This window comes from Deferrivibrio sp. (genome assembly GCF_055117995.1).
Window position 1 is genome coordinate 1 of record NZ_JBSQOT010000034.1, and the last position, 20,036, is coordinate 20,036.

Sequence of the window (20,036 nt, forward strand, 5' to 3'; positions counted from 1 at the left end):
TTTGCCAGTCTACGATAAGCCTATGATATATTACCCGCTCTCTGTATTGATGCTTGCGGGTATAAAGGATATTTTAATCATTTCCACTCCTCATGATTTGCCAAATTTTGAAAAATTATTGGGTAGCGGAGAGCAATTTGGTATAAGCTTGTCATATGCTGTACAACCGTCCCCCGATGGCCTTGCTCAAGCATTTTTGATAGGTGAAGATTTTATTGGCGACGATAATTGTGCAATGATTTTAGGGGATAATATCTTTTACGGAAGTGGACTTACCAATCATTTAAAGGAAGCAGTGAAAAATGCTGATAAAGGTATTGCTACAATTTTTGGATATTATGTTAACGACCCGGAGAGATTTGGAGTAGTTGAGTTTGATGAGCATGGCAATGTTATTTCTGTTGAGGAAAAACCTAAACATCCCAAATCAAATTACTGTATTACCGGGCTATATTTTTACGATAACAGAGTTGTAAACTTTGCCAAACAGGTAAAGCCTTCTGCAAGAGGCGAGCTTGAGATAACCGATTTAAATAGACTATACCTTCAAGATGGTAGCTTACAGGTGAGACTTCTTGGCAGGGGATACGCCTGGCTTGACACTGGTACAGTCGATTCTTTAGTTGAAGCATCTGAGTTTGTAAAAGTACTGGAAAAAAGGCAGGGGATAAAGATTGCGGCTCTCGAAGAGGTAGCATATAAAAACGGCTGGATAGACAAAGCTACATTGATAACAGCGTCAGAAAGATATGGAAAATCACCCTATGGGGAATATCTAAAAAAAGTAGCTGAAGGTAAGATACATTATTAAATTCAGATTTTTGAAATAATTGAATCAAGTAGGAATATATGAATATAACAGATACTATTTTCAGAGGCGTAAAGATAATTGAAACCAGTTATTTTGGTGACAATAGAGGCTGGTTTACCGAAAGTTACAACAAAGAACGCTTCAAAAATTTTGGTATTGATATTGAATTTGTTCAAGATAATCACTCATTTTCTGCACAAAAAGGAATTATTCGAGGAATCCACTTTCAAAACAACCCCAAATCTCAAAGCAAGCTTGTAAGATGCACAAGAGGGAAGATTCTTGATGTGATAGTCGATTTGAGAAAAGGCTCAGATACATATAAGAAATGGATTGCAATAGAACTCAGTGAAGAAAACAAAAAGCAAGTATTTATCCCAAAAGGATATGGCCATGGTTTTGTTACGCTTACAGAAAATGTTGAAATCCAGTATAAGGTGGATGAATATTACTCAAAGGAATATGACAGAAGTATCAGGTTTGATGACCCTGAGCTTAACATAGATTGGAAGACAAAATCACCTATTCTATCAGACAAAGATAAAAACGCACCATTTCTAAAAGACAGCGACGTAAATTTTACTATCAAGGTTCTTGTAACAGGTGCAAAAGGTCAGCTTGGCTATGACGTGCTAAAGAGACTGAACGAGCTGGGGTTGGAAGCAGTCGGTGTTGATATGGATGATTTTGATATTACAGATGAAAACGAAACATTGAACAACATCTCAAGAATCAATCCTGATGTGGTAGTGCATTGTGCAGCCTATACTGCAGTGGATAAGGCTGAGGAAGAAAAGGATAAGTGCTATGCAGTAAATGTACAAGGTACAAGAAACATTGCAATTGCATGCAAGAAAATCGATGCAAAAATGCTTTATGTTTCTACTGACTATGTTTTTGATGGTGAAGGTGAAAACCCTTTTGATGAGTATGAACGGACTAATCCGATAAATTATTACGGGTATACAAAAGCTAAAGGCGAAAATGTTGTACAAGAATTGTTAGAGAAGTATTTTATTGTAAGGACTTCCTGGGTGTTTGGTATAAATGGAAACAACTTTGTCAAGACCATGTTAACACTTTCAAAAACAAGAGATGAAATAAAAGTTGTAAATGATCAGATTGGCTCGCCTACATATACTCCTGAGCTTGCAAAACTAATATGTGAAATCATTCAAACCAATAAATATGGAATATACCACGCTTCAAATGAGGGATTTTGTAGTTGGTATGAATTTGCCGCCCAGATTTTTAAAATATTTGGAAGAGACACCAAAGTAATTCCAATTTCCTCAGAAGAATTCCCTACCAGGGCAAAAAGGCCAAAAAACTCAAGACTTTCCAAGAATATGCTTGATAAAAACGGATTTAGCAGATTACCTGACTGGAAAAAATCATTGGAAGATTTTAAGACTCAATATTTAACATTGGGGGAATAAGTTAATGTATAACAATTCATCATCAAACAGAAAAATACTGGTTACCGGTGGTGCTGGTTTTATTGGGTCAAACTTTATCAGGTACCTTTTTGAAAAAGAAAACTTTGATGGAGTAGTTGTTAACCTTGACCTTCTGACATATGCCGGCAATCTTATGAATCTGGAAGATATTGCAAAAAAATATGAAGGTAAGAATTATTTTTTTGAGCACGGTGATATCTGTGACAGAGAAAAAGTGAAATCTATATTTGAAAAATATGAAATAAACACAGTAATTCACTTTGCAGCGGAGTCCCATGTGGACAGATCCATCCTTGGACCTGAGGAATTTGTAAGGACAAATATACAGGGCACATTCACTCTATTGGATGTTGCTAAAAATTACTGGATGGAGAAGCCATTTAAATATCATGACAGATATCTAAATGAAGCTGTAAATGATGAATATTTAATGCTCAATGAAAAAGAAAATAATTCTACACACAAAATTCAAAATTCAAAATTGGAAGCCACGCTTCCTCGTTTTCATCATATTTCTACAGATGAAGTTTATGGTAGCCTAAGCGATACAGGTTATTTTTATGAAACAACCCCTTATGATCCAAGGAGCCCGTATTCGGCAAGCAAAGCAAGCAGTGATCATTTGGTAAGAGCATATTATCATACTTATGGATTACCTGTTACAATTTCAAACTGCTCAAACAATTATGGACCATATCATTTCCCGGAAAAGCTTATACCTCTTATGATTTTAAATATGATTGAAGAAAAACCTTTACCGGTTTACGGTGACGGTAAAAACATCAGGGACTGGCTCTATGTGGAAGATCATTGCAGTGCTGTATGGAAAATTGTGACCAACGGCAGAATAGGTGAAACATATAATATTGGCGGAGAAAACGAATGGACGAATATAGATCTCGTAAACAGACTATGTGAAATTGTGGCAGAGAAGATGGGTAAAGCCAAGGATTATTATAAAAGGCTGATTACATTTGTCAAAGACAGGCCAGGTCATGACAGACGTTATGCCATAAATTGCGATAAAATCAAAAGTGAATTGGAATGGAAGCAGAGTGTAACATTTGAAGAGGGGCTTAATAAAACAGTTGATTGGTATTTAAATAATAAAAATTGGGTAGAAAATGTAAAATCTGGGGAATATAAAAAATGGTTAGAAAAAAATTATTCTAAAAGATAATAGACTGTTATGAGGATGGGTTGATTAAGGGATTTATTAAGAAGTTTACCAATACGGAAGATAAAAAGAGACTGCTGTCAAATTTTATTTCTCTAAGTGTTTTACAGGGAGCAAATTATATACTGCCGCTTATAACATTACCTTATCTTGTAAGAGTTTTGGGGCCGGAAAAATTTGGGCTTATAATGTTTGCTCAGGCTTTTATTCAATATTTTGTCATATTAACTGATTATGGTTTCAATCTATCTGCTACAAGGGAGATTTCAATTCACAGAGAAAATAAAGGAAAAGTTTCTGAAATATTTAGTTCTGTAATGACAATAAAGTTTATTTTGATGATTGTTTCTATCATAATTTTATCTGTTGTTATTTTTTCATTTGAAAAATTTAGAAATGATTGGGGGATTTACTTTTTGACATTTGGAATGGTTGCAGGGCAAGTTCTCTTCCCTGTCTGGTTTTTTCAGGGGATGGAAAGGATGAAGTATATCACCTTTTTAAATATATTGGCAAAGCTAATCTTTACAGTTGCTATTTTTGTTTTTATTCACGAAGCTTCTGACTATATTTACGTTCCTTTGATAAATTCTCTTGGATTTATAGTTGCTGGGATTTTAGCAATGTGGATAGTGTTTAGGAATTTTAAAGTAAGTTTTAAGTTACCATGTTTTTATGATATAAAATATCAATTAAGTGATGGTTGGCATTTATTTGTATCAACTGTTGGAGTAAGTTTATACAGAAGTGCCGATACTGTAATTTTAGGTTTATTCAGTAGTAACTTAATAGTTGGTTATTACTCAGTAGCAAGAAAAATTTTATCTGCTATTCAAAATTTGCAATCACCAATAGGACAAACACTTTTCCCATATTTTTCCAATAGGTTTAAATTAATAGGGTCTGACTCTGCAAAGAAATTATCATTTAAATTCTCAAAATTTGTTTTTTTTATATACTTTATTATTTCAATTTTGACATTTATTTTCTCAAGCCAATTAGTATATATAGTCAGTGGACAACACTACTCTTACTCTATTTATGATTTAAAAATATTGTCTATAGTCATAGTGATAGGTGGACTAAACTATTATTTTGGGATCTTGGGTCTTGTTTCACTTGGCCATAATAAATATTTTTCTAAGTCCGTTATTGCTACCGGTATTTTTTTTATATTAATTTCACTATTATTAGTCCCAATTTTAAAAGATAAGGGAGTATCTTTAGCTATAGTGCTTAGTGAAAGCTTATTACTTACTTTTTTATTTAGGTATTTAATAATTTTAAAGTAATGAATATTGTCATTCATCGTTGAATTATATGAGGCCTGTGGAATACTATGAAAAATGGAAAAATGAGAATCAGGATGAAGCTGCATAGTCATAACAAAAATGAGCAAAAAAGTGTCCTGACTTTTGGGAAGAACAGGAGTTTATCTATAATAGTTGTTAATTGGAATTCTGGTAACCAGATTTTAGAATGTCTTAAATCTATTGAACATGCTAAGAAAGTTAATTTTTATCTTAAAAAAGTTATCATTGTAGATAATGCTTCAACAGATGGTTCTTTGAACAATATTGAAAATATAAAATTACCATTAAAAATAATCAGAAACCCAAAAAATTACGGATTTGCTAAAGCATGTAATATTGGAGCAAAAGATGCAGAAGAAGATTTTATTCTTTTTCTAAATCCTGATATGATTGTATTTGAAGATACATTTGTAAATCTGTTCAATTATATTCATGAACATGACAAGTCTGAAACAGGTATTTATGGAATACAATTATTGGATATGGATGAAAATATTCAGAAAACATGTGCAAGATTTCCAACTTTATGGAATTTAATTGTTAGAACGGTTGGATTGGATACCATATGCCCAAAAATTTTTAAAAGTTATAGGATGGCAGAGTGGAGTCATAGGGAAACAAAAGAAGTAGAACAAGTTATTGGAGCATTTTTTTTGGTAAAAAAACATCTTTTTGAAAGGCTTGATGGATTTGATGAAAGCTTTTTTGTATATTTTGAGGAAGTAGATTTTTCAAGAAGGGCTTATGAGTTAGGTTTCAGAACAAGTTACATTACAGAAGCTAAGGCTTATCACAAAGGAGGAGGAACCTCCGAAAAAGTTAAAGGAAAAAGATTATTTTACAATGCTCAAAGTAGAGTAATTTATGCATTTAAGCATTTTGGTTTAATTAAGGGTCTGATTTTAATGGGATTTGTATATTTTATAGAGCCAATTAGCAGAATTAGTTTTTTGATTTTAAAAAGAAACTTTGATGAAATTTCCGAGATGATCAAGGGATATATCTATCTTTATAAAAACATAATAAAAATAATAAAAGCAGGTACAAAGTGAGAGTTCTATTTTTACCTAAATATGATCGCCTTGGCGCTAGTTCCCGTTATAGGACTTATCAGTATCTAACATTTGTAAAAAAAGCTGGAATTGATTTTGATATTAAGCCACTTTTTAACGAAGAATATCTTGTTTATAAGTACAAACATGGCAAAGAAAATAAGTTTTTGACTTTGAAAAGGGTATTAAAAAGGATAAAAGCGGTATTAATAGATAGCTGGAAATATGATTTACTTGTAATAGAAAAAGAGTTGATACCATATTTTCCTCCTATTTTAGAGTATTATCTGAAATTAATAGGAAAACCTTATATAGTGGATTATGATGATGCGGTATGGCACAATTACGACAATTATAGTAAAAAATTCGTACGTCTTTTACTAAAAAACAAAATAAAAACAGTTATGAAATTAGCCAGCTTCGTTATTGGTGGTAGCGAATATATCATTGAATATGCAAAAAATGCAGAATCAAAAAGAATAGAAAAGATACCAACAGTTATAGATCTCAGAAAATATCTCTGTAATGATAAAAAAAAGGGTGAAAAATTTATAATAGGATGGATTGGGTCACCATCAACAAGCAGGTATGTTTTAACTATCAATGAAATATTGACAGAATTTACCCAACAGTATGAAGCTGTAGTTCATCTTGTAGGATTCGATAAAAACTTAGAAAATCAGCTAAAGTTTAATTATAAAATTATAGATTGGGATGAACATACGGAAATTCAGGAAATATGTAAATTTGATGTAGGCATAATGCCTTTAATAGATGGTCCATTTGAAAGGGGGAAGTGTGGTTTTAAACTTATACAATATATGGGCTGCAAAAAACCTGTTGTTGCATCAGATATAGGTGAAAATAATATAATAGTTAAACATGAAAAAAACGGATTTTTGGCTAATTCAAAAGAAGATTTTTATACTTATTTAGAATATTTGTTTCTTAATAAAGACGTATCAGAAAAAATGGGGGTAATCGGATACAAAGTAGTTGATGAATGTTACTCCTTAGAAAAAACATCTGAACTTTATGTTAAATTATTAAGAGAAATAGGCGGCAAATTATGAAAATTGCATTTCTGAGTCACCTTGATTTAAATCTATTTCTTTTTAGATTGCCAATAATGAAGGAGTTAGTTAACTTGAACCACAAAGTATATGCTGTGATCCCTAAAGGAGAGTATTTTGAAAAGTTTAAAGATTTTGGTATTATTTCATTTGAGTATAAGATTAAAAGGAGTAGTCTTAATCCTTTTAATGAGATAAGTACTATTCTAAACATACAAAACATTATAAAAAAAATTAATCCAGATATTTTACATACCTTTATGCATAAACCAAATATTTATGGTAATTTATCAGGAACAAAAAACATAATCAATACGGTTACGGGGCTTGGGAGTTTTTTTGTGCACAATGACCAAAAATCAAAGATGGTTAGATATGCAATTGAAAATCTATATAGGATAACCACAAAATTTTCCAAAAAAGTTGTATTTCAGAATAGCGATGACATGGCTTATTTTATTAAAAAAGGTATAATCAAAGAAGATAAAGCTGTGCTAATAAAGTCAAGTGGTGTTGATACGGATTATTTCAAACCCGAACCAAAAGATGAAGAACTAACAAGAGAGCTTAAAATAAACAAAAACAAGCCGATTGTCTTGATGATTGCACGGGTTATAAAGGATAAGGGTGTAGAGGAATATATAAGGGCTACGGAGATATTAAAAAATAAAGCAAATTTTTTGTATGTCGGTGATGTAGATAAAGGGAATAAAAATGCATTTGTACCAGATTGGAAAGATGTGAAGTATTTAGGCTTTAGAAAAGATATAAAACAGCTTATTTCTATTTGCGATGTTTTTGTTTTGCCAAGTTATAGAGAAGGTATACCAAGGACTTTATTGGAAGCAGCAGCTATGGGTAAACCCATAGTAACAACAGATGCTGTTGGATGTAGAGAAGTGGTAGAAAACAATAAAAATGGTTTTTTGGTACCTATAAAAGATCATGTTAAACTTGCTAAAAAAATTGAAATATTAATAAATAACAATGAACTAAGAGAAAGATTTGGTAAATATTCCAGAGAAAAAGCTGTAAAAGAATTTGATATAAAATTAGTAGTGTCTCAATATATAAAATTGTATGAAGAGTTATTAAATGTATAAAAATTTTTTAAAACCTTTATTTGATAGAATGTTGGCTTTAGTTTTACTAATACTCTTCCTGCCAATTATGTTAATAGTTGGAATATTAATATATTTATGGGACAGTAGACCGATATTATTTATTCAAGAACGTCCAGGGTATAAAGGGAAAATTTTTAAGATTTATAAATTTCGTACAATGACAAACGAAAAAGACGAAAATGGAAATTTACTACCTGATGAGCTTAGACTCAAAGGGATAGGTAAATTTATTAGAAGTCTAAGCTTGGATGAGTTGCCACAACTTTTTAATGTTTTAAAAGGGGATATGAGTTTTGTGGGACCAAGGCCTCTTCTTATTGAATATTTGCCATTATATAACGAAAGACAAAAAAAAAGACATGATGTTAAGCCAGGCATAACTGGACTTGCTCAGGTTATGGGAAGGAATGCTTTGACATGGAAAGAAAAATTCGAATATGATATTTATTATGTGGAAAACTTATCATTTTGGCTTGATTTAAAAATAATATTGCTCACTATATGGAAAGTTCTAAAAAAAGAAGGTATTTCACAAGAAGGTAGAGCTACGATGGAGAAGTTTAATGGAAACAATTGAAATTTACATATATGGTGCAAGTGGACATGGAAAGGTTGTCTATGATGTGGCATTAAGATTAGGTTATAAAATAAAAGGTTTTGTAGATGATGATAGGAGTAAAAAAAAACTTTTAGATTTGCCTGTATTAACTTTTAATGACTTAGTGTGTAAAGGTTTTGATATTGCTTTAGGGATTGGTGATAATAAAGTTAGACATAAAATCTACAACAAATTGAAAAGTAAAAATATCACATTAGTTAGTTTGATTGATCCAAGTGCAATAATATCTAAACATATTGTAATTGGTGAAGGTAGTGTAATTTTCCCCAACTCTGTTGTAAATAATTCTGCAACTATTGGAAAAGGTTGTATAATTAATACTGGGGTAATTGTAGAGCATGATTGTGTTGTTGGAGATTTTGCTCATATTTCACCGAATGCTGCTCTTGCAGGTGGGGTAAAAGTTGGAAAATTTTCGCAAGTGGGAATTGGGGCTTGTGTAAAACAAAATATAACTATTGGTGAAAATGTAATAATTGGTGCAGGTGCTGTTGTATTAAAAGATGTTCCAGATAATGTTGTGGTAGTTGGGAATCCAGGGAGGGTAATTAGGAAAAATGAGTAATAAGATTTTTTTATCGCCGCCATATATTTGTGGCAATGAAATGGAGTATGTAAAACAGGTCTTTGAAAGTAATTATCTTGCGCCTGTTGGTGAGTTTATAGATAAATTTGAAAAATCTGTTTGTAATTATACTGGTGCAAAATATGCTGTGGCTGTGTCATCTGGTACTGCTGCAATACATTTGGCTGTGAGGGTTTTAGGCATAAAAGAGGGTGATTATGTTTTGGCATCAACTTTTACTTTTATAGGTTCTGTTGCCCCTATCCTGTATCAAAAAGCAAATCCAATTTTTATTGATAGCGATTATAAAAGTTGGAATATGGATCCAAATCTTTTAGAAGATGCTGTTAAAGATTTACGAAAAAAAAATATAAAACCAAAGGCATTAATTTTGACTCATCTTTATGGCCAACCTGCAGATATGGATTCTATAGTTGAAATTTGTAATAAATATGAAATAATTTTAATTGAGGATGCTGCAGAGTCTTTAGGTGCAACATTTAAAGAAAAACATACTGGTACTTTTGGAAAAGCTGGGATTTATTCCTTTAACGGGAACAAAATAATCACTACTTCAGGCGGAGGAATGTTGGTAACAGATGATGAATGGATTGCAAAAAAAGCAAGATTTTACTCTACCCAGGCAAAAGAAGATGAATTGTGGTATGAGCATAAAGAGTATGGCTATAATTATAGGATGAGTAATGTCCTTGCTGCAATAGGACTTGGACAGCTTGAAACAATTGATTTCAGAATAAAAAAAAGAAGGGAAACATTTAAAAATTATAAAAAATTATTATCTGATATTTCTGAAATTGAGTTTATGCCTGAATTAGAACATGCAAGAGGAAATCGCTGGCTTACTACTTTGATATTTCATAACCAGGATCCATTTGAAATTGTTAAAAGAATGCAAGAAAGTGGCATTGAAACAAGACCTCTATGGAAACCGATGCATTTACAACCTGTGTTTGAAGGATGTTTATTTTATTCTAATGGTGTAAGTGAAAATTTGTTTAAAAAAGGCATTTGTTTGCCAAGCGGAACTGAACTCAAATACGATGATGTCAGTCGCATATCAGAAAAGATTAAAGGGTCAATTGATGCTTAAAAAAATATTAAATCTAACTACAACTAAGAGACTAATCTTTTTCATTTTATTAGATAGTTTTATATTTGTAATTAGCCTTTATATTTCCTTTTTGCTAAGATTTGACTTTTATATCCCCTCTGTCTTTATGGACTCATTTTTTTATTCCTTGCCAATTTTTATTTTTGTAAAAGTATTTTTATTCTATTTAAACAAGCTCTATTTTATTAGCTGGAGATTTATCTCTGTTGTAGATTTTTTTAAAATTGTAATTTCTTTGCTTTTGGCAATTTTCATTATAGGCTTATTTAATTATTTATATTATTATGTAGTAAAAATATATTTAGTCCCGAGATCTATTCCGCTTATAGATTTTTTTATTTCACTTACAGCAGTTTCAATATTTAGAGTCTCAAAAAGAGTTTATATAGAGATCATAAAAAATAAAAAAACAAGTGCCATAAAAAAAACAATTATTATAGGTGCAGGAGACAGTGGTGAAAAAATAGCAAGAGAGCTTATAAAAAAAGATTTAAATATGCTACCAGTAGCATTTCTGGACGATAATATTGCTAAGCAAAATATTTATATTCACAATATACCGGTCATTGGGAAGATTGATGATTTAGATAATGCAATAAAAAGTACCAACATTGAAACAATAATAATAGCAATACCTTCTTTATCATATAAAAAAATAAAGCAGATATTCGAAACAGCAAAGCAAAATCAAATAAAAGATGTAAAAATAGTCCCAAATACATCATTCTTATTAAAAGATAGTATCAGCATAAAAGATTTACGAGATATAAATCTTGAGGATCTATTAGCAAGAAAACCCGTAAAAATTGATGCTTCTTTGGTAAGAGAATTTATCAAAGGAAAAATTGTCTTTATAACTGGAGCTGCAGGTTCAATTGGCTCAGAAATTTTAAGACAAATTATAAATTTTTCCCCAAAAAAAGTTATAGCTTTTGAAATTGATGAAACGGAGCTTCATAATCTCTCACTTAAAATCAGCCATCTGTTAATTCAGATTGGCAAAAAAATCGATTTTGATTATATTGTTGGCGATATAAGAGATTTTAATAAACTTGATGAAATATTTAAAAAATATGACATTGATATTGTTTTTCATGCTGCGGCCTATAAACATGTCCCATTGATGGAACACTATCCTGAAGAGGCAGTCAAAACAAATATATTTGGAACATATAATTTAGTCGTTTTATCCAAAAAGCATAAAATAAAAAAATTTATAAATATCTCAACAGATAAAGCAGTTAATCCAACAAGCATCATGGGGGCTACAAAAAGAATAGCTGAGATTATTTGTTCGGCATTCAATGATGTTACAACTAAATATATATCTGTTAGATTTGGTAATGTCCTTGGGAGTAGAGGAAGTGTGATTCCAATTTTTCTGGAACAGATAAAGCATGGTGGACCTGTAACCGTAACTCATCCTGAAATGAAAAGATATTTTATGACAATCCCTGAAGCTGTTTTACTCGTTTTTCAGTCTGCAGCTATGGGAAGTGGAGGTGAAGTCTTTGTCCTTGATATGGGTGAGCCAGTAAAAATAGTCTCTTTAGCAAAAGATTTGATAAAACTGCAAGGACTTGAACCAAATATTGACATAAAAATAGAATTTACTGGATTAAGACCTGGCGAAAAACTTTTCGAAGAATTATTGACAGCAGAAGAGGGTACTGAGGCTACAAAGCACCAGAGTATATTTACTGCGAAGATTTCTAATGGATACAGTATTGAAAAGGTTCAATCTATTCTTGAAGATTTAAAAACATATATTTACAAGTCTCCAGAAAATATAAAAAAATATTTACAGAAAGTCGTACCATTTTACAGAGATGATAAAATTTCTTAAAATATTATTCTATATAAAACCATATTTGGGGGCTTTTTATGCATAATTTTGCGAACAATATCTTGGTTACTGGCGGGGCAGGGTACATTGGCAGTCATGTGGTAAAACAGCTTCTGGAAAATACAGATAGCGTTGTAACAATCATTGATAACCTCTCCACTGGACATATGACCACCATCGAAACTCTTAAAACCATTGGCGGCAACAGGTTGGCATTTCTTCATACCGACCTGAAAAATTTTTCAGAAGTGGAAGGTATAATTAAGTCAAACTCTTTTGATGCGGTAATCCATTTTGCGGCAAGCATTGTCGTCCCTGAGAGTGTGGCAAACCCCTTAAAATATTATATGAACAATACCGTAAATACTACAAATCTGATAAATAGTTGTGTAAAATACGGCGTAAACAGGTTTATATTTTCTTCTACTGCTGCAGTTTACGGTGAGCCGGCAAAAGTCCCTGTACTGGAAGACACCGCAAGATTGCCTATTAATCCCTATGGGATGAGCAAGCTAATGAGTGAAAATGTCCTCATAGACAGCGGCAAAGCATATAAAGATTTTAAATACGTAATCTTGAGATATTTTAATGTGGCAGGGGCTGATGGTAAAACAAGGATAGGTCAGTCATTCCCTGAGGCAACCCACCTGATAAAGGTTGCCGCAGAGACTGCAGTAGGCAAGCGAAACAAAATGTATATTTTTGGGGATGATTATCCTACCGCTGATGGCACATGTATCAGAGACTATATCCATGTAGATGACCTTGCCGATGCCCATTTAAAAGCGCTTATTTACCTTGAAAATAATGAAAGTGAAGTTTTTAACTGTGGTTATGGCCACGGTTATTCTGTAAAAGAAGTTATCGAAGTAATGAAAAAGGTTTCTGGTGTAAATTTTAATGTTGAGATTTCAGGCAGAAGGGCAGGGGATCCTGCGACACTCGTGGCAGGAAATGAAAAAATAAAAAGCATGACGAAATGGCAGCCAAAATATAATAACCTTGAATATATTTGCAAAACTGCCCTTGAATGGGAAAAGAAATTATCTCAAGTGAGGTAAACACTATTTAGATTATTAATTATTTTCAGGAGATTAAAAAATGAAAGGGATTATACTTTGTGGAGGGTCAGGAACAAGACTATGGCCGATAAGCAGGACACTTTATCCAAAGCAATTTGTAAAGCTTTTTGATGATAAATCGCTCTTTCAGCTTACTGTTGAAAGGAATGCAGATTTATGCAAATCATTTTTAATTGTTTCCAACGCTGAACAATATTTTCTTGCAATTGACCAACTTGAAGAGCTAAATATTCGTTCATTTAATGTAAATAATTCAAGATTTTTCCTGGAGCCGGTCGGGAGAAATACAGCACCAGCCATTGCCCTTGCATGTCTATCTCTTAGCCCGGATGAAATTGTCCTCGTCAGCCCATCTGATCACTTAATCAAAAATATTAAGGAATATAAGAAGACCATCGCAAACGCCGAAACCCTCGCAAAAGAAGGCTATCTTGTAACATTTGGTATCACCCCCACATACCCCGAAACAGGCTATGGTTACATCCAGGCAAGGTGCAAAGATACAAAAAACGTTTTTTTCGATGTGGAAATGTTTCATGAAAAGCCTGATTTAGAAACAGCAACAAAATATTTGGAAGAAAACTCAAAATTTAACACTCAAAATTCAAAATTGTTCTTCTGGAATTCAGGTATGTTTATGTTTAAAGCCGGTGTATTTTTAGCAGAATTAAAGGCTCATGCGCCTGAAATTTATGAGGCTTGTGTAGTTGCTTTTAACGAGAAAAAAGTTGATAATTCCACAATAAGGATTCAACACCAGCATATGGAAACAATCCCCTCAGAATCAATAGATTACGCTGTCATGGAAAAATCAAAAAATGTGAAAGTGGTAAAATGTGATTTTTCATGGAATGACCTTGGCAGCTTTGCATCCCTTTATAATGAATTTCAGCAGGATGAACATGGTAATGCCTTAATGGCCAACGCAACACCGATACTCATTGATTCAAAGAATAATCTTATTATTTCTGAAGATAGATTTGTGGGAACAATCGGCGTAAATGACCTTATTATTGTTGATACAAACGATGCTCTGCTTGTTGCAAAAAAAGAAGATGCTCAAAAGGTAAAAGAGCTAGTCAGCAAATTAAATTCTACCAACTCGAATCTGCTTGCCTTTCACAACACTGTTCATAGGCCATGGGGCACATACACAGTCCTTGAAGACGGCAAAGGCTATAAAATTAAAAAGATTATGGTAAAGCCTGGTAAGAGATTGTCACTGCAAAAGCATATGCACAGGAATGAACACTGGATTGTGGTCAGCGGTACTGCAACCGTTACGGTGGGCAATGAAACAAGATATGTAAGACCAAATGAGTCAACATATATAAAAATGGGAGAAGTTCACAGACTTGCCAATGATGGCAAAATCCCCGTAATTTTGATTGAAGCCCAGGTCGGCGAATACACCGGCGAAGATGATATTGTAAGAATTGATGATGATTTTAAAAGGGAGTAATACTTTAGCCGAATTTCGTCAACCGTAAACCAAGGTAGTGTTCATAATTCTCCACTTGAACCTTTAGCTATATACAAAAACCTTATAAATTCTCTTACAGAGTCTCTCTTAAATCCTTCTGCAATGTTTGAAGGTATAGATATAGCTGCTCTTTGAATTTATCTTTAAAAGCAAAATCTTTTACAACTTTTTCATAGTTAGTCACTTTATAAATTTCTTTGACAAGCTCAAATAAAAGCTTCCAAGCATCAATTTCTTCAAACCTAATAAATTTTCCCATAAATAATTCCTGTTCTAACGTTTACACGTTCCCACGTTTCAACATTTTCATCAACTTAAACCTTACAATACTTCTGTAAAGCCAGACATAAAACCAGCAGAAAAGGACAGTAAATATGACCAAAATTGGGGTATTTTGCCAGGACATTACGGCGGGGATAGCTCCAAACGAACAAATAAGCCAGAGAAAAGGGGATGTGGCAGAATTGCGCATAAGTTTTTCACTGCGATGGATATCAAAAACAAAAGGTACAACACGCTTATAGATAAGCTGATGTAAATGATGACTATCAGGACTATCAATACGATATTTTTTATAAAATTTCCTTCTGATAATTGAAAATACAGTTTCAAACACTGGGTAGATTACTACTAAAAGTGGAAACCATGGTGACACTTGAGGATGATTTTTAACAAGCATTACAGATAAAACAGCAATAGTAAATCCTATAAAATATGCACCCCCATCCCCCAAGAATATTTTGCCAAAAGGGTAATTCCATATAAAAAAGCCAGCGATACCACCTATCATTAAAAAAGAAATAGTATAAACAAATTGATCTTTTAATTTATACCCTACATAAGCGATCGCTAAAAATATTATAATAGATACAACTGATGCAAGCCCATTATACCCATCAATTATATTGATAGCATTAGCAACACCTGCAACACCTATAATTGTAAAAATAACAGCAATAACTTAAATATGAAAAATATTGTCAACATAAGGTATCCCGATTCTCGTCAAATAAACATCTAATAAAAAATATACCAATAATCCCGATAAAATAGCTGCCAATAATCTAATTTTTGGCGCTACTTTTCTTGTGATATCCTCTAATAATCCAAACAAAAAAATAGGTAATGAAGATATAAAAAAATATAAATATACACTATTCTTTTTGAATACCATCAAATACAAAACCGCCACAGCAAAAGCCACAAAAATACCTACTCCGCCAATCCTCGGCGTAGGCCTATCATGAAACTTCTGCGGTCCATCAAAATGGTCGGAGCCTATATATAAGCTTTTATTAAACAAAAAAATTATTATAAAACAAAAAGTTAAAGAAATTAAAAAAGATACAAGGAATAAGTTTGCCATGTTAACTCCGATGATTATTTCTATGTTCTACGTTCTAAGTTCTACGTTCAAAGTTCAAAGTTCAACGTTGTCTGCTAGAGCTTTTTATGTAACGAACAAAGGTATTTATTAGGCTATTTATTTTTAAAAATTTTTCTTTATTTCTTCAGACATTTGTTCAGATACATATTCGTTATCTAATGCTGCATAACATAAACTTCTCACTTCAGAAGCTGAAGCTCGAGCAATCACAAAAAATTGAATAAATTCTTTATTAGAACCTCTATCAAAACCTTCTGCAATATTTGACATTATAGAAATAGCCGCTCTTTGAATTTGATCCTTAAAATTATAATCTTTATTATCTTTGAAACACTCGTAAATTACTTTCACAAGCTCCCTTCTTTCTTTCCATGCATCAATATCTTCAAACCTTTCAATCCTCATACACTTTCATCATATAACGTTGAACATGGAACATTGAACGTTTATCTTTTATCATAATTCATCTCTACCCATTTTTTATATTCGCCAGACTTTACGGTCTCTACCCATTCTTTATTGTTTAGATACCAATCCACAGTTTTTTCAAGCCCTTTTTCAAAATCTACACTTTGTTTCCATCCTAACTTATTCTTAATTTTATCACAATTTATTGCATATCTTCTATCATGTCCTGGTCTGTCTTTTACAAAAGTAATAAGCTTTTTATAATAATCTTTATCCTTACCCATTTTGTTTGCCACAATCTCACATAACCGATTTACAAGCTTGATATTCTCCCACTCATTTTCCCCTCCTATGTTATATGTCTCTCCAACCTCACCTTCTGTCAAAATCTTCCACACAGCACTACAATGGTCTTCAACATATAACCAATCTCTAATGTTTTTACCATCACCATATACAGGCAAAGGTTTTTCATCCAACATATTCAATATCATAAGAGGAATCAATTTTTCAGGAAAATGGTAAGGACCATAATTATTTGAACAGTTGGAAATAGTAACTGGAAGACTATAAGTATGGTAATAAGCTCTTACTAAATGATCCGATGCCGCTTTTGAAGCAGAATAAGGGCTCCTTGGGTCATATGGCGTCGTTTCGTAGAAATAGCCCATATCGCCAAGAGAACCATACACTTCATCAGTACTAATATGATGAAAACGTTTTGTTAATGAAGAATTATGAATGTTGAATGTTAGCTTAGCTTTGTCTGATTTGCCATTGTTATTTAGCCAGTATGTGCGTGCAGCTTCTAAAAGAGTAAATGTACCTTGAACATTTGTCCTTACAAACTCTTCAGGTCCCAATATAGAACGGTCCACATGACTTTCGGCAGCAAAATGTACCACCATATTTATATCATACTTATCAAATATTTCTCCTACTCTTTTTTTATCACAGATATCTCCATGCTCGAAAAAATAATTTTTCCCGCTATATTTTTCGGAAATATCTTCAAGGTTTTTTAAATTACCGGCATATGTCAGAAGATCAAAATTTACAATTATTCCATCAAAGTTTACTTTTTCAAAAAGGTACCTAATAAAATTTGATCCAATAAAACCTGCTCCACCAGTAACTAATATATTGTAATTATTGTAGCTCACAATACCTCCTTTTTAAGATAAACATATTATCACTTTTGCTTTAAATTATGCGTTTGAAGTAACAAAAGAGATCCTCTCATAATAAAAAATTACTATGCTTAAACTTCACTTAAAGAATCTATATACCTTTTAACAGCATCTTTCCAATCAGGCAATCTTTTAAAATTATTAGCATCAAGATTCCCTTTTGATAGACGAGAATTTTTTGGTCTTACCGCCTTAGTGGGGTACTCTTCAGAAGGTACAGGAATTACATTAACATCTTTCCCTGAAATCTTGAATATCTCTACTGCAAGCTCATACCAACTACAATAACCTTCATTTGTTCCATGATACACACCATACTTATTAGTCTGAATCATATCGCAAATTAGCTCCGCAAGATCTTTTGTATAAGTAGGTGAGCCATATTGGTCATTTACTACTTTTAATGTATCTTTAGTCTCTGATAGCTTTAACATCGTTTTTATAAAATTGTTTCCGTTAATCCCAAATACCCAAGATGTTCTTACTATAAAATATTTATTAAGTATCTCATCAACAATCTTCTCCCCTTCTGCTTTGGTAAAGCCATAATAATTAATCGGGCATGTATCATGATTTTCATCAAAAGGCTCCACCCCTTTGCCATCAAAAACATAATCTGTAGAGATATAGACCATCTTTGCATCAATCTCTTTACATGCTAAAGCAATATTTCTAGTACCAACAGTATTTACAGAATAGCATTTATATCTCTCTTCCTCAGCTTTATCCACAGCAGTATAAGCGGCACAATGCACCACTACATCAGGTTTTATTGTTAAAATATTTTGGACAGTTTGAATCTCATCAGTAATATCAAAATCATTCACATCTACGCCAATTACATCTATCCCCAATTCTTTTAATCTTAGTACCACATCATAACCAAGCTGCCCATTGACGCCTGTAACAAGCACTTTAATACTAAAATTGCAATCGCTATCTTTAAGATATGGTGCATTGCCATCCTTCTCCGATAAAATAGGATTTTCAACACCCCAATTAATCCCTAATTCGGGATCATTATATTTTATACTTCTATCACACTCTTTAGAATAATACTCATCTACCTTATATTGTAATTCAACATTATCCGTAAGAGTTACAAAGCCATGTCCATAGCCTTTTGGTATAAAAATCTGCTTTCTATTTTGCTCACTCAGTTCTACAGCAATCCATTTTTTGTAAGTATCTGACCCTTTCCTCAAGTCCACAACTACATCAAGAATCTTCCCCTTAGTACACCTGACAAGCTTTGATTGAGCTTTAGGATTATTTTGAAAATGAATACCTCTCAACACACCTTTTTGGGCAGAATAAGAATGATTATCTTGCACAAAATCTGTATCCAAACCATATTTTGCAAATCTCTCTTTATTATAGCTTTCGGTAAACCAGCCACGATTATCTCCAAAACAGTCAGTTTCTATTATTAATACACCTTTCAAAACAGTGCTCTCTACCTTCATTTTAAACTCCAAACTATTAATAAGTAACCATCTTTAGCTAATAAATAATTTTGCCTTCCCCCACTTTTCTCAAATGCTCACCGTATGGTGATTTACCATACTTTTTAGCCGCGACAAGCAAAGTATTCTTATCTATCCAACCATTGTGATAAGCAATCTCTTCAATAGCTGCTATTTTTATCCCCTGTCTCTTTTCAAGTACCTTTACAAATTCAGCAGCATCTATCAATGAATCAACGGTACCTGTATCAAGCCACGCGTAACCTCTTCCAAGCAATTTGACATCTAATGTCCCATCTTCAAGATACAGCTTATTTAAATCTGTAATTTCAAGCTCCCCTCTATCTGACGGTTTTACTTTTTTTGCAAACTCTACTACACGGTTATCATAAAAATACAGCCCTGTGACACAGTAGTTAGATTTTGGTTTTTTGGGTTTTTCCTCAACAGATATCACCTTACCATTTGCATCAAACTCAACAATACCAAACCTTTCAGGGTCATTCACATAATAGCCAAAGATGGTAGCCCTGCCATTTTCAGAATTTTTGACTGCGCCTTTTAAATGGCTGGTTAGTCCGCTTCCATAAAATATATTATCACCCAAAATCATCGCACAACTATCGTCTCCAATAAAATCTTCCCCTATCAAAAAAGCCTGAGCAAGTCCATCAGGTGATGGCTGAACTGCATATGATAAGTTTATGCCGTACTGCTCACCACTACCCAATAATCTTTCAAAATTTGGTAAATCATGAGGAGTGGAAATGATTAAAATATCCTTTATACCCGCAAGCATCAATACAGAGAGCGGGTAATATATCATAGGCTTATCGTAGACTGGCAAA

21 protein-coding genes are annotated in these 20,036 nt (G+C 32.7%); 13 read left to right on the top strand and 8 right to left on the bottom strand.

Going from position 1 to position 20,036, the window contains the following annotated elements; all coding sequences use genetic code 11:
• From rfbA (ACTCAF_RS08700) to ACTCAF_RS08760, 13 genes are all read left to right on the top strand, one after another.
• On the top strand, positions 1-811 hold an 811-nt coding region (gene rfbA, locus ACTCAF_RS08700), incomplete at its 5' end, for a glucose-1-phosphate thymidylyltransferase RfbA (protein WP_463062898.1).
• A 38-nt stretch (positions 812-849) separates the two neighbouring features.
• Entirely contained in the window at positions 850-2,250 is a 1,401-nt protein-coding gene (gene rfbD / locus ACTCAF_RS08705) for a dTDP-4-dehydrorhamnose reductase (RefSeq protein ID WP_463062899.1), read from the top strand.
• Positions 2,251-2,254: 4 nt separating this feature from the next.
• Complete coding sequence (gene rfbB, locus ACTCAF_RS08710; RefSeq protein WP_463062900.1) at positions 2,255-3,451, top strand: dTDP-glucose 4,6-dehydratase; 1,197 nt, start codon at positions 2,255-2,257, stop codon at positions 3,449-3,451.
• A 20-nt stretch (positions 3,452-3,471) separates the two neighbouring features.
• Positions 3,472-4,740 carry a flippase gene (locus tag ACTCAF_RS08715; protein ID WP_463062901.1) on the top strand — a complete coding sequence of 423 codons (1,269 nt, stop codon included), beginning with the start codon at positions 3,472-3,474 and terminating at the stop codon, positions 4,738-4,740.
• A 47-nt stretch (positions 4,741-4,787) separates the two neighbouring features.
• Positions 4,788-5,813: a glycosyltransferase family 2 protein gene (locus ACTCAF_RS08720; RefSeq protein ID WP_463062902.1), complete on the top strand. Its 1,026-nt coding sequence runs from the start codon at positions 4,788-4,790 to the stop codon at positions 5,811-5,813.
• The gene (locus tag ACTCAF_RS08725) at positions 5,810-6,886 is read left to right on the top strand and encodes a glycosyltransferase family 4 protein (RefSeq protein WP_463062903.1); all 1,077 of its coding nucleotides are present in this window, start codon (positions 5,810-5,812) and stop codon (positions 6,884-6,886) included. The genes ACTCAF_RS08720 and ACTCAF_RS08725 overlap by 4 nt, the downstream gene beginning before the upstream one ends.
• The gene (locus ACTCAF_RS08730; protein ID WP_463062904.1) at positions 6,883-7,989 is read left to right on the top strand and encodes a glycosyltransferase family 4 protein; all 1,107 of its coding nucleotides are present in this window, start codon (positions 6,883-6,885) and stop codon (positions 7,987-7,989) included. Before ACTCAF_RS08725 ends, ACTCAF_RS08730 begins: the two co-directional genes overlap by 4 nt.
• Positions 7,982-8,587, top strand: a complete 606-nt coding sequence (locus ACTCAF_RS08735; RefSeq protein WP_463062905.1) for a sugar transferase — start codon at positions 7,982-7,984, stop codon at positions 8,585-8,587. The genes ACTCAF_RS08730 and ACTCAF_RS08735 overlap by 8 nt, the downstream gene beginning before the upstream one ends.
• Entirely contained in the window at positions 8,574-9,194 is a 621-nt protein-coding gene (locus ACTCAF_RS08740; RefSeq protein ID WP_463062906.1) for an acetyltransferase, read from the top strand. Before ACTCAF_RS08735 ends, ACTCAF_RS08740 begins: the two co-directional genes overlap by 14 nt.
• Positions 9,187-10,305, top strand: a complete 1,119-nt coding sequence (locus tag ACTCAF_RS08745) for an aminotransferase class I/II-fold pyridoxal phosphate-dependent enzyme (protein ID WP_463062907.1) — start codon at positions 9,187-9,189, stop codon at positions 10,303-10,305. The genes ACTCAF_RS08740 and ACTCAF_RS08745 overlap by 8 nt, the downstream gene beginning before the upstream one ends.
• A 127-nt stretch (positions 10,306-10,432) precedes the next feature.
• Positions 10,433-12,172 carry a polysaccharide biosynthesis protein gene (locus ACTCAF_RS08750; protein ID WP_463062908.1) on the top strand — a complete coding sequence of 580 codons (1,740 nt, stop codon included), beginning with the start codon at positions 10,433-10,435 and terminating at the stop codon, positions 12,170-12,172.
• 38 nt (positions 12,173-12,210) lie between these two features.
• Positions 12,211-13,233, top strand: a complete 1,023-nt coding sequence (gene galE, locus ACTCAF_RS08755) for a UDP-glucose 4-epimerase GalE (protein WP_463062909.1) — start codon at positions 12,211-12,213, stop codon at positions 13,231-13,233.
• Positions 13,234-13,273: 40 nt separating this feature from the next.
• On the top strand, positions 13,274-14,716 hold the full coding sequence (locus ACTCAF_RS08760) for a mannose-1-phosphate guanylyltransferase/mannose-6-phosphate isomerase (RefSeq protein WP_463062910.1): 1,443 nt from the start codon (positions 13,274-13,276) through the stop codon (positions 14,714-14,716).
• A 41-nt stretch (positions 14,717-14,757) separates the two neighbouring features.
• Here ACTCAF_RS08760 and ACTCAF_RS08765 read toward each other — a convergent pair whose 3' ends face one another.
• From ACTCAF_RS08765 to rfbA (ACTCAF_RS08800), 8 genes are all read right to left on the bottom strand, one after another.
• Positions 14,758-14,853, bottom strand: a complete 96-nt coding sequence (locus ACTCAF_RS08765) for a four helix bundle protein (protein ID WP_463062917.1) — start codon at positions 14,851-14,853, stop codon at positions 14,758-14,760.
• Positions 14,811-14,996, bottom strand: coding sequence for a hypothetical protein (locus ACTCAF_RS08770; RefSeq protein WP_463062911.1), 186 nt, complete (start codon positions 14,994-14,996; stop codon positions 14,811-14,813). Before ACTCAF_RS08770 ends, ACTCAF_RS08765 begins: the two co-directional genes overlap by 43 nt.
• Before the next feature lie 21 nt (positions 14,997-15,017).
• Positions 15,018-15,695, bottom strand: coding sequence for a glycosyltransferase family 4 protein (locus ACTCAF_RS08775; protein ID WP_463062918.1), 678 nt, complete (start codon positions 15,693-15,695; stop codon positions 15,018-15,020).
• 3 nt (positions 15,696-15,698) lie between these two features.
• Positions 15,699-16,103, bottom strand: a complete 405-nt coding sequence (locus tag ACTCAF_RS08780; RefSeq protein ID WP_463062912.1) for an MraY family glycosyltransferase — start codon at positions 16,101-16,103, stop codon at positions 15,699-15,701.
• Positions 16,104-16,226: 123 nt separating this feature from the next.
• A complete protein-coding gene (locus ACTCAF_RS08785) occupies positions 16,227-16,529 on the bottom strand; it encodes a four helix bundle protein (RefSeq protein WP_463062913.1) in 303 nt (100 codons plus the stop codon).
• A gap of 41 nt (positions 16,530-16,570) precedes the next feature.
• Positions 16,571-17,695 (bottom strand): dTDP-glucose 4,6-dehydratase, encoded by a 1,125-nt coding sequence (gene rfbB, locus ACTCAF_RS08790; RefSeq protein ID WP_463062914.1) that lies wholly within the window; start codon positions 17,693-17,695, stop codon positions 16,571-16,573.
• Positions 17,696-17,793: 98 nt separating this feature from the next.
• Positions 17,794-19,188 (bottom strand): dTDP-4-dehydrorhamnose reductase, encoded by a 1,395-nt coding sequence (gene rfbD, locus ACTCAF_RS08795; RefSeq protein ID WP_463062915.1) that lies wholly within the window; start codon positions 19,186-19,188, stop codon positions 17,794-17,796.
• Between the two features lie 37 nt (positions 19,189-19,225).
• Positions 19,226-20,036, bottom strand: an 811-nt coding sequence (gene rfbA / locus ACTCAF_RS08800; RefSeq protein ID WP_463062916.1) for a glucose-1-phosphate thymidylyltransferase RfbA, incomplete at its 5' end; no start/stop codon positions are given.

Bases quoted from the DNA above. Each gene is read 5' to 3' on its own strand.
- rfbD (WP_463062899.1), top strand. From the start codon at position 850: ATGAATATAACAGATACTATTTTCAGAGGCGTAAAGATAATTGAAACC.
- rfbB (WP_463062900.1), top strand. From the start codon at position 2,255: ATGTATAACAATTCATCATCAAACAGAAAAATACTGGTTACCGGTGGT.
- ACTCAF_RS08720 (WP_463062902.1), top strand. From the start codon at position 4,788: ATGAAAAATGGAAAAATGAGAATCAGGATGAAGCTGCATAGTCATAAC.
- ACTCAF_RS08730 (WP_463062904.1), top strand. From the start codon at position 6,883: ATGAAAATTGCATTTCTGAGTCACCTTGATTTAAATCTATTTCTTTTT.
- ACTCAF_RS08735 (WP_463062905.1), top strand. From the start codon at position 7,982: ATGTATAAAAATTTTTTAAAACCTTTATTTGATAGAATGTTGGCTTTA.
- ACTCAF_RS08740 (WP_463062906.1), top strand. From the start codon at position 8,574: ATGGAAACAATTGAAATTTACATATATGGTGCAAGTGGACATGGAAAG.
- ACTCAF_RS08745 (WP_463062907.1), top strand. From the start codon at position 9,187: ATGAGTAATAAGATTTTTTTATCGCCGCCATATATTTGTGGCAATGAA.
- ACTCAF_RS08750 (WP_463062908.1), top strand. From the start codon at position 10,433: ATGGACTCATTTTTTTATTCCTTGCCAATTTTTATTTTTGTAAAAGTA.
- galE (WP_463062909.1), top strand. From the start codon at position 12,211: ATGCATAATTTTGCGAACAATATCTTGGTTACTGGCGGGGCAGGGTAC.
- ACTCAF_RS08760 (WP_463062910.1), top strand. From the start codon at position 13,274: ATGAAAGGGATTATACTTTGTGGAGGGTCAGGAACAAGACTATGGCCG.
- ACTCAF_RS08770 (WP_463062911.1), bottom strand. From the start codon at position 14,996: ATGGGAAAATTTATTAGGTTTGAAGAAATTGATGCTTGGAAGCTTTTA.
- ACTCAF_RS08780 (WP_463062912.1), bottom strand. From the start codon at position 16,103: ATGGCAAACTTATTCCTTGTATCTTTTTTAATTTCTTTAACTTTTTGT.
- ACTCAF_RS08785 (WP_463062913.1), bottom strand. From the start codon at position 16,529: ATGAGGATTGAAAGGTTTGAAGATATTGATGCATGGAAAGAAAGAAGG.
- rfbD (WP_463062915.1), bottom strand. From the start codon at position 19,188: ATGAAGGTAGAGAGCACTGTTTTGAAAGGTGTATTAATAATAGAAACT.